The sequence below is a fragment of the Streptomyces sp. NBC_01214 genome (genome assembly GCF_026340975.1).
In the GTDB taxonomy this organism is placed as follows: Bacteria; Actinomycetota; Actinomycetes; order Streptomycetales; family Streptomycetaceae; genus Streptomyces.
In genome coordinates this window covers 1,365,647-1,378,910 of sequence record NZ_JAPEOS010000001.1, presented here as the reverse complement: position 1 = coordinate 1,378,910, position 13,264 = coordinate 1,365,647, and the positions used below count along the sequence as shown (strand labels likewise).

12 protein-coding genes are annotated in these 13,264 nt (G+C 72.5%); 1 reads left to right on the top strand and 11 read right to left on the bottom strand.

Annotated features, from left to right (window positions below):
- Positions 1-30: 30 nt before the first annotated feature.
- The 11 genes from OG594_RS06555 to OG594_RS06505 all read right to left on the bottom strand — a co-directional run bounded on the left by OG594_RS06555 (position 31) and on the right by OG594_RS06505 (position 12,001).
- Positions 31-810 carry an HAD-IIA family hydrolase gene (locus OG594_RS06555; protein ID WP_030016791.1) on the bottom strand — a complete coding sequence of 260 codons (780 nt, stop codon included), beginning with the start codon at positions 808-810 and terminating at the stop codon, positions 31-33.
- 172 nt (positions 811-982) lie between these two features.
- Entirely contained in the window at positions 983-2,503 is a 1,521-nt protein-coding gene (locus OG594_RS06550) for an alkaline phosphatase family protein (protein WP_266596064.1), read from the bottom strand.
- A gap of 242 nt (positions 2,504-2,745) precedes the next feature.
- Positions 2,746-3,822, bottom strand: a complete 1,077-nt coding sequence (locus OG594_RS06545) for a 2-aminoethylphosphonate ABC transporter substrate-binding protein (protein ID WP_266596062.1) — start codon at positions 3,820-3,822, stop codon at positions 2,746-2,748.
- An 88-nt stretch (positions 3,823-3,910) separates the two neighbouring features.
- A complete protein-coding gene (locus tag OG594_RS06540) occupies positions 3,911-4,708 on the bottom strand; it encodes an ABC transporter permease (protein WP_266596060.1) in 798 nt (265 codons plus the stop codon).
- On the bottom strand, positions 4,695-5,516 hold the full coding sequence (locus tag OG594_RS06535) for a 2-aminoethylphosphonate ABC transporter permease subunit (RefSeq protein WP_266596058.1): 822 nt from the start codon (positions 5,514-5,516) through the stop codon (positions 4,695-4,697). Before OG594_RS06535 ends, OG594_RS06540 begins: the two co-directional genes overlap by 14 nt.
- Before the next feature lie 169 nt (positions 5,517-5,685).
- Positions 5,686-6,735: an ABC transporter ATP-binding protein gene (locus tag OG594_RS06530; protein ID WP_266596057.1), complete on the bottom strand. Its 1,050-nt coding sequence runs from the start codon at positions 6,733-6,735 to the stop codon at positions 5,686-5,688.
- On the bottom strand, positions 6,732-7,511 hold the full coding sequence (locus OG594_RS06525) for a phosphonatase-like hydrolase (RefSeq protein ID WP_266596055.1): 780 nt from the start codon (positions 7,509-7,511) through the stop codon (positions 6,732-6,734). The genes OG594_RS06530 and OG594_RS06525 overlap by 4 nt, the downstream gene beginning before the upstream one ends.
- A 5-nt stretch (positions 7,512-7,516) precedes the next feature.
- Positions 7,517-8,644 (bottom strand): TIGR03364 family FAD-dependent oxidoreductase, encoded by a 1,128-nt coding sequence (locus OG594_RS06520; RefSeq protein WP_266596053.1) that lies wholly within the window; start codon positions 8,642-8,644, stop codon positions 7,517-7,519.
- Positions 8,645-8,792: 148 nt separating this feature from the next.
- The gene (locus OG594_RS06515; protein WP_266596051.1) at positions 8,793-9,557 is read right to left on the bottom strand and encodes a GntR family transcriptional regulator; all 765 of its coding nucleotides are present in this window, start codon (positions 9,555-9,557) and stop codon (positions 8,793-8,795) included.
- Between the two features lie 257 nt (positions 9,558-9,814).
- Positions 9,815-10,558 carry a hypothetical protein gene (locus OG594_RS06510; protein ID WP_266596049.1) on the bottom strand — a complete coding sequence of 248 codons (744 nt, stop codon included), beginning with the start codon at positions 10,556-10,558 and terminating at the stop codon, positions 9,815-9,817.
- 249 nt (positions 10,559-10,807) lie between these two features.
- Positions 10,808-12,001, bottom strand: a complete 1,194-nt coding sequence (locus tag OG594_RS06505; RefSeq protein WP_266596047.1) for an ROK family transcriptional regulator — start codon at positions 11,999-12,001, stop codon at positions 10,808-10,810.
- Positions 12,002-12,057: 56 nt separating this feature from the next.
- Here OG594_RS06505 and OG594_RS06500 point away from each other — a divergent pair, with 56 nt between their 5' ends.
- A complete protein-coding gene (locus OG594_RS06500; RefSeq protein ID WP_266596045.1) occupies positions 12,058-13,161 on the top strand; it encodes a Gfo/Idh/MocA family oxidoreductase in 1,104 nt (367 codons plus the stop codon).
- The last annotated feature ends 103 nt before the right edge of the window (positions 13,162-13,264 follow it).

The following is a 13,264-nucleotide window of genomic DNA, read 5'->3' as shown; positions in this document are numbered from 1 at the left end:
CGGTACGTGGTGCGCGGTGCGCGGTGCGCGTCAGACCAGGTCGACCAGGTCCGCGATCGAGGCGACCGTCTTGGTCGGGCGGAACGGGAACTTCTCGGTGTCCTGCTCGGTCGTCAGGCCGGTGAGGACGAGGAAGGTCTGCATGCCCGCCTCCAGGCCGGCCAGCACGTCGGTGTCCATCCGGTCGCCGATCATCGCGCTGGTCTCCGAGTGCGCGCCGATGGCGTTCAGGCCGGTACGCATCATCAGCGGGTTCGGCTTGCCGGCGAAGTACGGCTTCTTGCCGGTCGCCTTGGTGATCAGCGCGGCGACGGCGCCGGTGGCCGGGAGCGGGCCCTCGGTGGAGGGGCCGGTCTCGTCGGGGTTGGTGCAGATGAAGCGCGCGCCCGCGTTGATCAGGCGGACCGCCTTCGTCATCGCCTCGAAGCTGTACGTCCGGGTCTCGCCGAGGACCACGTAGTCGGGCTCGTGGTCGGTCAGGATGTAGCCGATGTCGTGGAGGGCGGTGGTCAGGCCGGCCTCGCCGATGACGTACGCCGTGCCGCCCGGACGCTGGTCGTCGAGGAACTTCGCGGTGGCCAGCGCCGAGGTCCAGATGTTCTCGACGGGGACCTGCAGCCCCATGCGGCTCAGCCGGGCCTGGAGGTCGCGCGGGGTGTAGATCGAGTTGTTGGTCAGCACCAGGAAGGGCTTGCCGGACTCGCGCAGCCGCTTGATGAAGGCATCAGCGCCGGGGATCGGGGTGCCCTCGTGGATGAGGACCCCGTCCATGTCGGTGAGCCAGGATTCGATCGGCTTGCGCTCTGCCACTGGACTGTTCTCCGCTCTCGGTGACCTGCGACCTCTGGTCTCTTCCACCCTATCCGGGCCGGGCCGCGAACGTCCCTGCCGTCCACGGCCCGGACTCGGAGCCACACCCACACCCGCACCCGGGTCCGGACCCGGGCCCGGACCCGGACCTGGGCACGGACCCGGGGAGCGATCAGCCCAGGCGGACGTTGTCGACGGTCCAGAACCAGTTGTTGTTGCCGCTGTAGCGGAAGCGGACCTGTACGTCGGTGGCGCCGGCCGGGACCTGGAGGGCGAGGGACTCGGACTTGGCGACGGCGTCGGCGGTGTAGGTCTTCACCACGGCCGGGGCGGCGCCGTTGTAGGAGACCAGGACCTGGGCGGTCTGGCCGGCCTCGTGGCGGTAGTGCGACTGGAAGGTCAGATTCCGCGTGCTGCCGCCGCTGACCGACCACTTGGGGGTGACGAGGGTGGAGTCGAAGGTGCCGGTGTGGCTCTTGTCGTCCCACTCGTCGGAGTCGGCGACGGCGAAGACGTCACGGGAGCGGACGTTCAGCTCGCGCCACTGGTCGCGCTGCGACTGGCTCCAGAACTCGTCGGTCGCGAAGGCCCAGCCGGCCCACTCGGTGACGCCGCCCGTGCCCATCTTGGAGTTGTCGACGGACCAGCCGGCGGGCGGGGTGTGCGTGAATCCCTTCACCCCGGCCGGGATGCCCGTCTCGTCCACCCGGGCCTGGAGGTTCGGGCGCAGGGTGTCGAAGGGGTCGTCGTCCGTGGCGTTCAGCGGGACGCCGTCGAGGCCGGAGCCGCTGACGCCGACCTGGGCGAGCGCGGTGGCGGCGACGTCGGCCAACCGCACGTCGGCGCGTACGGAGCCGGCCGGGATGCCGGCGCCCTTGGCGATGACGAAGGTGCCGCGCTCCTGCATGGTCGAGCCGCCGTGGCCGCCGGAGTCGGTGTGGCCGTGGTCGGTGGTGACCAGGATCTTCCAGTTCTCCTGGGCGTAGGTCGGGCGGTTCTTGACGGCGGTGAGGAGCTGGCCGACCAGGGCGTCGACGCGGGCGACGGTGTCGAGGTACTGCTGGCTGGCCGCGCCGTAGGAGTGGCCGGCCGCGTCGATCTCGCCGAGGTAGACGAAGGCGGCGTCCGGGTTCTGGTCGCGCAGTTCGGCGGCCGCGGCCGCGGCGATCTTCGGGTCCTCGCTGCGGTAGCCGTCGCGGTCGCCCTTGAGGGAAAGGCGCTTGTCGACCTTCGCGGAGAAGATCGGGCCGTTCTGGTCGGTGGAGGCGATGGGCTCCCAGTCGGCCGCCGCGTACGTGTTGAGCGCCGGCTTGGCGTTCTCGATGCGGGTCAGGAAGTCCGGGTGGGCGGCGTAGTTCTTGCCGGTGAAGGAGTTGTCCTTCACGCCGTGCTTGTCGGGCCAGACCCCGGTGGCGATGGTGGACCAGCCGGGGCCCGAGGAGGTGGCGGCCATCGGGCTCGCGTAGAGGGTGCTGCGGGCGGTCAGCCCCTGGGCCATCAGGCCGTTCAGATGGGGTGCGTTGGCGACCTTGACGCGGTCCAGGACCGCGCCGTCGATGCCGATGACGAGCACCTTGTCGGTGTTGGCCGCCGCGGCGGCGCCGGCGGGGGTGGCCAGGGCGGCGGCAGCGATCAGGGCGGAGGTGACGGCGGTCGCGGCGACGGCACGACGTCCGGGCAGGACAGGGGACACGTACTCCTCCTGGGAGCAAGTGAGCGGCGAAAGGAGCGGGGGAGTTTCGACGTTCAGACGTTCCGGGTGTTCGCGTGATCCGGTGTTCGCGTAATCCGGGTGTTCGCGTGTTCGCCTGATCCGGTGTTCGCGTGGTCCGGTGTTCCGGTGTGCGCCGGGTCCGGACCGAAGGTGCGGTCTTCGGTCCAGACCTGTTATGCATCAGTCACTCTGCCGGGCGGGGGTGGCCAGGAAGTAACCGGTCAGCTTCCGGTTGCCGACTTCCACGCGTCGACGTAGCCGGTGAGGTTCTTGTCGATGTCGGCCCAGTTCGGCTCGAAGATCTCGACGCCCGTCATGAGCTTGGTGAGTTCGATGGCGTTGGCGTCGGTCGGCTTGACGTCGGTGCGCGCCGGGAAGCCGCCGCCGACCCCGCTGACCAGCTGCTGGGCCTGCTCGCTGAGCATGAAGTCGAGGAGCTTCTTGCCGTTCTCGGTGTGCGGGGCCCCGTTGACGAGGCCGGCCGCGTACGGCAGGGCGAAGCTGGTGGGCTTGCCGCCCTCCTTCGCCGGGAACCAGATGCCCAGGTTCGGCATGGACTTGGACTGGGCGAAGTTCATCTGGACGTCGCCGTTGGCGACGAGCAGCTCGCCCTTGTCGGTCTTGGGCGCCAGCTTGCTGGTGGAGGAGGACGGGCCGACGTTGTTGGCCTGGAGCTTCTTCAGGTACTCCATCGCCGGCTCCTTGCCGCCGAAGTCGTGCATCGACTTGATGAGCACGGCGGTGCCGTCGCCCGCGACGCCCGGGGTGGAGTACTGCAGCTTGCCCTTGTACCGGGCGTCCAGCAGCTCCTCCCAGGTCTTGGGGGCCTCGGCGAGCTCCTTCTTGTTGTAGACGAAGCCGAAGTAGTTGTTGACGACCGAGGTCCACTTGCCGTCGGCGGCCTTGTCCGCGCCGTTGACCTTCTCGGAACCCTGCGGCTTGTAGGACTGGAGCAGGCCCTTGCCGTCGGCCTGCTGGATGAAGGGCGGCAGGGTGATCAGTACGTCGGCCTGGGTGTTGGTCTTCTCGCGGACGGCGCGCTGCACCATCTCGCCGGAGCCGCCCTCGACGTACTTGACCTCGATGCCGGTCTGCTTGGTGAAGTCGGCGAAGACCTTGTCGTACCAGCCGTCGCCCTTCTCGCTCTTGAGGCCGTCGGCGCTGTAGACGGTGACGACCTTCTCGCCGCCCTCGGAGTCGGCGGCGGAGGAGCCACCGCCGCAGGCGGTGAGGGAGGAGGCGAGGGCGAGACCGCCCGTGACGACGGTGGCGGTGCGCAGGAGTCTCTTGCCGGTCATGGAACTTCCTTACGGGGAAGGGGAGTCAGAAGCGGAGGACGGTTCAGCACTGGTTCAGCACTGGTTTCAGCGCTGGTTCAGCGCTGGTTCAGCGGTAGGAGGCCCTGGTGCGGACGCGGGAGACGGCCAGGAGGACCAGCAGGGTGGTGGCCATCAGGACCACGGCGACGGCGGAGCCGCTGTAGAGCGAACCGCGGTCGGTGGCGGTGAATATGCGGACCGGGAGGGGCATCCAGTCCGGCGGGTAGAGCATCATCGTGGCGCTCAGCTCGCCCATGGACAGGGCGAAGCAGAGGCCGGCCGCGGCTGTGAGGGACGGCAGCAGGAGGGGGAGTTTGACCCGCCACAGGACGTACGCGGGGCGGGCGCCCAGGGAGGCGGCAGCCTGCTCGTACGCGGGGTCGAGCCGTACGATCGCCGCCGAAACCGACTGGTGGGCGAACGCCGTGACAAGGATCGTGTGCGCCAGGATGACGATCGTGCTGGTGCCGTTGAGCAAGACCGGGGGCCGGCTGAAGGCGACGAGCACGGCGAGGCCGACGACCACGGACGGCACGGCGACGGGCAGCATGAACAGCGCGTCCAGGAACCGCTTCCCGCGCTTGTTCAGCGTGGCCGCGGCGAGCGCGGCCCAGGTGCCGACGGTGAGCGCGAGGAGGCTGGCGGCGAGGGCGGTGACCAGGCTGGTGGTCAGGGCTCGGAGGGATTCGCCGCGCACGGCGGCCGCGTAGTTCTCGGTGGTCGGACCGGAGGGGAAGGCCCCGGACCAGTGGGTGGCGAAGGAGGCCGCGACCACGACGAGCAGGGGCAGGGCGAACAGCGGTAGGAAGAGGAGGCCGAAGAGGCTCCAGGCGGCCCAGCGGCCGCTCTTGCTATGCACCAGCACGCTTGCCCACCACCCGGTAGAGGCCGAACAGGCCGACGGATATCGCGATGTTGACGACGGCGACCACGCAGGCGGCCGCGTAGTCGGATTCGAGGATGGCCTTGCCGTAGATGAGCATCGGGAGGGTCGTGACGTCCTTGGCACCGGTGAACAGGACGATCCCGAACTCGTTCAGGCACATGACCAGGACGAGGCTGCCGCCCGCGGCCAGGGCCGGGAGGGCCTCGGGCAGGATCACCTGTCGGACGATCCGGGCGGGCCGGGCACCGAGGCCGGCGGCGACCTCCAGCTGGGCGGTGTCCAGCTGGGAGAACGCGGCGAGCAGCGGGCGCATCACGAAGGGCGTGAAGTACGTGATCTCCGCGAGCAGGACGCCCCAGGGGGTGGTGAGGAAGTGGAAGGGCCCCTCGGCGGCGCCGGTGAGGTCGGTGACGAGGCCGTTGGCCATGCCGACCGTGCCGTAGACGAAGAGGAGGGCGAGGGTGATGAGGAAGGAGGGGAAGGAGAGGAAGACATCGATGAACTTGGCGACGGCGCGGGCCCCGGGGAAGGGCACGAAGGCGATGATCAGCGCGAGCACGAAGCCGAGTACGAGGCAGCCGGCGGTCGCGCCGACGGCCAGCCAGACGGTGGTCCCGAGGGCCTCGCGGAAGCCCTGCGAGGCGAAGACGGAGGCGTACGCGTCGAAGGCGCCGCCGCCGTTCTCGGGGCTGAAGGATTGCTGGACGACCAGCGCGAGCGGGTACAGGAACACCAGCGCGAGCACGACGACGGGCGGCAGGACCCACACACCGCGCGACACCCTCACCCCCGCCGACCATCCCAGCCCCGCCGGCGCACCATCCAGCCCCGCCAGCGTTTGAGGCGCGGGGTCGGGGGCGGAGCCCCGATCTTTCAGCCCCGCCGGCGATTGAGGCGCGGGGTCGGGGGCGGAGCCCCGGTTCTCGGCCGGGACGGACACCGCGCGCCGCGTGACCTCAGCCATCCGACACCCCCGCCCCCAACAGCACCGCGTCCCGCGGCTCGAAGTGCAGCGTGACCCGGTCCCCCAGCGCGGGCGTCACCCGCAGCTCGGGGAGGTCCGCCTTCACGCGGTGCCCGCCGACGTCCACGTACAGCCGGTGCGTCGAACCGCGCCACTGCACCTCGGTGATCGTCCCGCTCAGCGCGTTGGGGCCGCTGCCGAGGCCGAGCAGGTGCGGCCGCACGCACAGGGTGGCCGTCGAGCCCGGCGCCGCGCGGCCGCGGTCCAGCTCCAGGGGGTGCCCGGCGAACAGCGCGCCCCCCTCGGCCACGGTCACCGGCAGCAGGTTCGCGTTGCCGACGAACGAGGCGGTGAACTCGGTGCGCGGGGCCCGGTACAGCTCCTGGGGGGTCCCGCAGTCCTGCAACCGGGCCTTGTCCATGACCGCGATCCGGTCGGCCAGGGTGAGCGCCTCCACCTGGTCGTGGGTGACGTACAGAATCGATACGTCGGGCAGTTCGCGGTGCAGGCGGGCCAGCTCGGTGAGCATCCCGGAGCGCAGCTGCGCGTCGAGGGCGGACAGCGGCTCGTCGAGCAGGAGCACCCCGGGACGGATGGCGAGGGCGCGGGCGATGGCCACGCGCTGCTGCTGGCCGCCGGAGAGCTCGCGGGGGTAGCGCCGCGCGTAGGCGGCCATGCCGGTGAGTTCGAGGGCCTCGGCGACCCGGCCGGGGATCTCGGCCCTGGGGGCCTTCTGGGCCCTGAGGCCGAAGGCGACGTTGTCCTCGACCCGCATGTGCGGGAAGAGCGCGTACTGCTGGACGACCATGCCGATGCCGCGCTTGTGCGGCGGGAGCGCGGTGACGTCCCGGCCGCCGATCAGCACCCGCCCCGCGAGGGGTCGTACGAAGCCGGCGACGGCGCGCAGGGCCGTGGTCTTACCGGAACCGGAGGGGCCGAGCAGGGCCATCACCTCGCCCGGTTCGACCGTCAGGTCGAGGGAGTCCAGGACGGTGTTGCCGCCGTAGGCGACGCTGACCCCGTCGAAACGGATCCCGCTCACGGCGACTCCAGGAGCAGCGGGGGGAGTTCGGCGACGGAGGCCAGGACGTGGGTCGCGCCGTGTTCCGTCAGCGCCGCGCGGTCGTGGGCGCCCGTGAGGACGCCCGCCACGGTCCCGGCGCCGGCGCGGCGGCCGCTGAGCATGTCGTAGGCGGTGTCGCCCGCGACCACGACGTCGCGTACGTCGGCCACGGCGCCGGTGCGCAGGAACGCGGTCAGCACCATGTCCGGGTACGGGCGGCCGCGGCCGCCCGCGTCGGCGGGGCAGAGGGTGAGGTCGGCGAGGTCCTGCCAGCCGAGGGCGTCGAGGATGGCGTCCTGGGTGACCCGGGCGAAGCCGGTGGTCAGGACGACGGTGCGGCCGTCGGCGCGGAGCTGCTCGATCGCGGCGCGGGCGCCGGGGAGCGGGGTGACGAGACCGCCGTCGACGAGGGCGCCGTAGGCCTCTTCGAAGGCGGAGTTGGCGCGGCGGGCGAGCTCCTCCGTACCGAAGAGGTGGCGGAAGACCGAGATCTTGGACTCGCCCATGGTGTCGAGGACGTACCGGAGCTTCTCGGCGTGGTCGGGGGTGCCGGGCTCGACGCCGAGCCGCTCGGCGGCCTGCTCGAAGGCGCGCTCGACGAGGCCGCCGTCGGCGACGGTGGTGCCGGCCATGTCGAGGACGACCAGCTTGCGGCGGGTGACGTCGGTTCCGTGCGTGGCGTAGTCGTCGCTGTTGCTGTTGCTGTTGCTGTTGCTGTTGCTGTTGCTGTTGTCGCTGTTGTTGCTGTCGCTCATCTGACTTACCAGCCCAGTTCGTTCGCGGTGGTCTCGGCTATGGCGGGCGAGCAGGTCATGCCGCGCCCGCCGGGTCCGGTCACCAGCCAGACGCCGTCGGCCACCTGCTGGCGGTGGACGACGCGGGTGGTGTCCGTGCACTGGGCGTACACGCCCGCCCAGCGGTGGCGGATCTTCGGTAGCGGGCGGCCGAGGAAGGATCCGGCCACGGCGGCGACGTGCTCGTAGGGGTCTTCGAGGGTGTCGAAGGCGAAGGGGTGCTCGTACTCGTGGGTGTCGCCGATGGTCAGTCCGCCGTCCCGGCGCTGGACCATCAGCAGCTGCATCTTGTGTGCGGCGGCGATCGGCTCCTGCTCCTGCCCGGCGTTGAGGGCGTCGAGGGCGGGGGACTCGTAGGCGGGGTAGTAGCGGAAGCTGTCGGCGTCCGCGATCGAGGTGGTCAGCGGCTCGCCGAGCGGGTCGGTCTGCATCATCTGGAGGCGGACGCGGCGCACGGGCAGGTCGGGGGCCAGTTCGCGGACCAGGCCGGACAGCCAGGCGCCGGTGGCCAGGACCACCGCGTCGGCGCGGTGGACGTCGCCGTGGTCGTCGCGGACGGCTGCGGGGCCGACCACTTCGCGGACCTCGCGACCGGCGAGGAAGGTGTAGCGGCCTGCGGCTCGGGTGCGCAGGGCCTCCCGGAGGTGGAGCTGCGCGGTGCGCGGCTCGACGGCCGCGTCCCGCGCGCACCACAGGGCCGCCTCGAAGGCGCCGCGCAGGGCCGGGTTGATCTCCCGCGCCTCGGCCGCGGTGAGCAGCGCGTAGCCGCGGGCGGCGGCGTCCGGGCGGGCCAGCGCCGCCTCGGCGACCGCGAGTTCGCGGGGGGTGCGGACGGGGGTGAGGGAGCCGTTGGCGCGGAATCCCAGGCCGGGCACCTCCGCACCGATGCGCTCCCAGAGCTCGCGGGCCCGCAGGGCGGTGTCCAGCTCCTCTCCCCCGGCCCGTCCGCTGACCCAGATCTGGCCGAAATTGCGCAGGGACGCGCCGCGGGCCTCCGCTTCTCGCTCGATCTGGACGACCTCGTGGCCGCGTTCGACTGCTTGCCAGGCGTGCATGGTGCCGACCACGCCGCCTCCGACGACTATGACTCTCACGCCGCCAACGGTGGGTCGGGGCCGTGACCCGGGAGGATCCGTCGGGCGACGACCCGGTGAACAACCCTCGACGTTTGGACTAGACCCGTTATCTTTCCGTGACATCAATGCGTCCCTTTCTGTCTGGTACGGAACGATAGGTCCTCGGCTATTCGGCGCGCAGTCGGGTCGTGAAGCTGAACCGATCACCACGGTAGAGCGAACGCACCCGTTCCAGCGGCCGGCCGTCCTGGTCCCGCGAGAAGCGGTGGATGAGCAGCATGGGGAGAGCGGGCGGGGTGCCGATCAGCAGGGCTTCGCGCGGGGTCGCCAGGACCGTCTCGAGCTTCTCGTCGGCCTCGCCGAAGGAGATGCCGAGGCTGTCGCGGAGGTACCCGTAGAAGGAGGAGTCCGGCGGGAAGTCGCTGTCCAGGCGAGGGGCCCGGGCCACCCGGATGTAGGTGCTCTCCAGGCCGACGCGCTCGTCGTCGGCGAGCAGGACCCGCTCCAGGTGCCAGACGGGCTCCCCGGGCTCGGCCCCGATGCCGGGAGCGACGTCGGGCGGGCAGGGGAACCGTTCCAGGCCGATGAGGTGACGGCCCGGGCGGCGGCCCTGGCGGCGCACGCCCTCGGTGTAGCTGGCGAGGGCGAGCGGCTGCTCCAACTTGGGTCCGGCGACGACGGTCCCGCGGCCGGAACGGCGCAGCCGGCCCTCCAGGAGCAGCTCGCGCAGGGCCTGGCGGACGGTCTCGCGGGACACCTCGTACCGCTCGGCGAGATCGCGCTCGGTGGGCAGCGTGCCGCCCTCGCCGAGCTCGTCGAGGAGCTCGGCGATCCGGGCCTTGACGGCGTAGTACTTGGGGATGCGACCGTGCTCGGGAATGCCGGAACGCACGGGTGAGCCGGGGCGGTGCCGCTGGGTCTGTTCTTCCACGATGGGACTCTATGCGGGGCGGCCACCGCCACGAGGTGACGGGGGCACGGACGGAGCACGGACGGCTCACGGACGGACTGGCGGACGATCTGGCGATCGGCCGACGAACGAGCTGACCGACGAGCTGGCGATCGGCCGACCGACGAGCCGGCGATCGGCCGACGGACAGGCGGGCTGGCGGACTGGCGGGCTGGCGGGCTGGCGGACGAGCTGACCGGCGAGCTCGCGATCGGCCGACGGACGGGCTGGCGGACGGTTCAGCGGGCGGGACGGCGCAGTCGGCGGGCCCCCAGCAGGAGGCCGCCACCGGTGGCGAGCGCGGCCACGGCACCCGTCCCGTACGCCCACTCGCTCGGGCCGGTGTGGGCGAGGGAGCCCGCCTCGACGAGGTCCTCCGGCCCCTCGACCGAGAACCGGTAGCCGCCCGCCTCGCCGATCCAGTCGCCGTCGTCACCCTTGCGCTGGACGAGGGCGGCGTCGGCGACGACCTCGCCGACGGGCGCGTCGGGGGCGAAGGAGAGGCCCACCTTGACGGTCAGGGAACCCCCGGGGCCCACGGTGAAACCGGAGAAGGCGTCGCCGCCGTCGAAAACGGCGATGATCTCGTCGCGGTCGCTGCTCTCGAGACTGACGGGGAAGGTGCCGCCCGGGGCGTCGAACTCCATGCGCAGGTGCGCGGGGCGCAGGGTGCGGGCCTTGTCCGTGAAGACGACGATCGGGTGGATGGCCGTGCACTCGGAGTTGGTGGTGTTGGTCAGGTCCAGGTACCAGGTCTGCGACCCGGCACCGGTGCGGTACACGGCCGGACCGCCGCGGATCCGCGCCCCGATGGGGAAGGCGCTGCTCTTCCCGTCGCCGCAGGTGGCCTGCGTGCGCGAGGGCAGGGCGGGTGCGGGGCGGCCGCCGCCCGCGCCGATGTCGGCTCCGGCGGTGGGCGCGGTGGTGGCGACCAGGGCGGCGGAGAGGGCGGCGGTGAGGGCAAGGGCTTTGCGCAGTCGCATGGAAGACCTTCGCTGCTCGCCGGACGGGACGATGATCGGACGAGGTGACAATCACCCCGACCCTGCCCGCACCCTGCCACCCCCGCGCGATCCCTCATCGGGAGCCGCGCCTGAGTTGTTCCGGTTTACGCCCGGATGGCGGACGAGGTCAAGTGCCTCACCGCCCTTCGAGGTACGGGGACGTCGAGGTACGGGGACGTCGAGGTACGGGGTCGGGGCGGTACGGGGTCGGGGCGGAGCCCCGCCGTTTCAGCCCGCGCGCCCGAACAACGGCGCCAGTGCCAGCTCCGCCGCGCCCTCCGGCACACCGGCTCCCGCCAGGGCGACCACCGGTCGGGCCGGATCCAGCGCGCGGGCCGCGAGAACGGCCCCGACCCCGGCCACGAAGACCTCCGGCGCCGCCGCCACCACCCGCCCGCCGAGCAGCACCCGGTCCACGTCCAGCAGAGCGACCAAATTGGCGGCACCCTCGCCCAGGATCCGTGCCGCCTCGGAGAGGTCGCCCCGGGCCACTGCCTCCAGGCACAACACCTCCATGCAACCCCGCGCCCCGCACCGGCACGGCGGGCCGTCCAGCAGGATCACCTGGTGGCCGAACTCCCCCGCCGCCGAGCGGGCACCCCGGTAGACCCCGCCGCCCAGCCACAGACCCGCGCCGATCCCGGTCCCGACGTGCACGTACACGCAGGTGGGGGATCCGCCGCCGGCATACGCGTCCGCGTCCGGCCCGACGTCCGCCCCGCGCCCGACGCCCGCACCCACATCCACGCCCGCGTCCGCATCCGCGTCCTCGCCCGGCCAGGCGGCCCGGAGCCACGCCCCGGCGGCCGCGGCCGCACCGGCGTTCGTGTCCTTGTCCAGCAGCACCGGTAGGCCCAGCCGCCCCTCCAGCACCCCCCGCAGCGGGAAGCCCTTCCAGCTCGGGAACCCCGTGACCCGCCCCATCGCCCCGGCCCGGTGGTCGAGCGGCCCCGGTGCGGCCACCCCGACGCCCACGAGCGGCAGCCCGGCCGGGTCCGCGACCCTCCTGACCGCCCGTACGACCGCCTCCACCGCCGCCTCCGGGCCGGCCCCGAACTCCAGCGGGCCGCTGCTCTCGGCGACGACGCGGCCCGCCAGGTCCACCCGTACCGCCCGGAGCTCGTCGCGGTCCAGGTGCACGCCGGCGGCGTGGCGTGCGTCCGGCACCAGCCGGAGCAGGGTGCGCGGCTTGCCGCCGGTGGACGCGGCGCGCCCGGCCTCAGCGATCAACCCGTCCGCGCCGAGCCGGGCCGTGATCTTGCTGACGGCCTGCGGGGTGAGCCCCGTACGGGCCGCGAGTTCGGCGCGCCCCAGGCCCGCCGGGCCGGCGCCGCGCAGCAGATCCAGTAGCAGCGCCTCGTTGTACCCGCGCAGCGCAGGCAGGTTCACCCCGCCACGGCTCTCCCCGCTACCCCTGTTCACCCGCCCATTGTCCACCCTCCTTGCACTTTGACAACACTGTCGCCAAAGTGGTCCCCATGAGCACCTCCGCCCCCACCACCCCCCTCCGCGTCGGCCTCATCGGCTACGGACTCGCCGGCTCCGTCTTCCACGCCCCCCTCGTGGCCGCCACGGACGGGCTCGCCCTCGACACCGTCGTCACCTCCGACCCGGCCCGACAGGCCCAGGCCCGCGCGGAGTTCCCCGACGTGCGCATCGCCGCCACCGCCGCCGAGTTGTGGGACCGGGACCTCGACCTGGTCGTGATCGCCTCCCCGAACCGCACGCACGTCCCGCTCGCCACCACCGCCCTCGAAGCCGGCATCCCCGTGGTCGTGGACAAGCCGCTCGCCGCCACCGCCGCCGAGGCCCGCGCGCTCGCCGCCCTCGCGGACCGCAGCGGAACCTTCCTCTCCGTCTTCCAGAACCGCCGCTGGGACAACGACTTCCTCACCGTGCGCCGCCTCATCGCCGGCGGCGAACTCGGCGAGGTGCAGCGCTTCGAATCCCGTTTCGAGCGCTGGCGCCCGCAGCTGAAGGGCGGCTGGCGCGAGTCGGGCGCCCCCGAGGAGATCGGCGGCCTGCTGTACGACCTCGGCAGTCACGTCGTAGACCAGGCGCTCGTGCTGTTCGGCCCGGCCGTACGGGTCTACGCGGAGGCCGATCTGCGCCGCCCGGGCGCCGAGACCGACGACGACACCTTCATCGCGGTCACGCACGCGAACGGGGTCCGCTCCCACCTCTACGTCAGCGCGACCACCGCCCAGCTCGGACCGCGGTTCCGCGTCCTGGGTTCGCGGGCCGGCTACGTGAAGTACGGCCTCGACCCGCAGGAGGGCGCCCTGCGCGAAGGGCTGCGGCCGGACGGGGACCTGCCCTGGGGCGAGGAGCCCCCGCACCTGTGGGGAGTCCTCGGTTCCGGCGAGTCCCCGCTGACCGGCGGCGGGATCCCGGTCCCGACCGAGCAGGGCGACTACCCGGCGTACTACGCCGCCGTCGCGGCAGCGCTGCGCACGGGCGGGCCCGCGCCCGTGACGGCGATCGAGGCCGCGCACTGCCTCGACGTGCTGGAGGCGGCCCGCCGGTCGTCCGTGGAGGGCGTGACCGTGGAACTTCCCGCCGCGGCGTCCGGTTCCGCCTGACGGCCGGAGCCCCGGAGACGAGGAGACGAGGAACGGGCGACGGCACGCGGAAGGGGCGGGGCCGCCGATGGCGCCCCCGCCCCTCACCCGTGTCCGACACCCG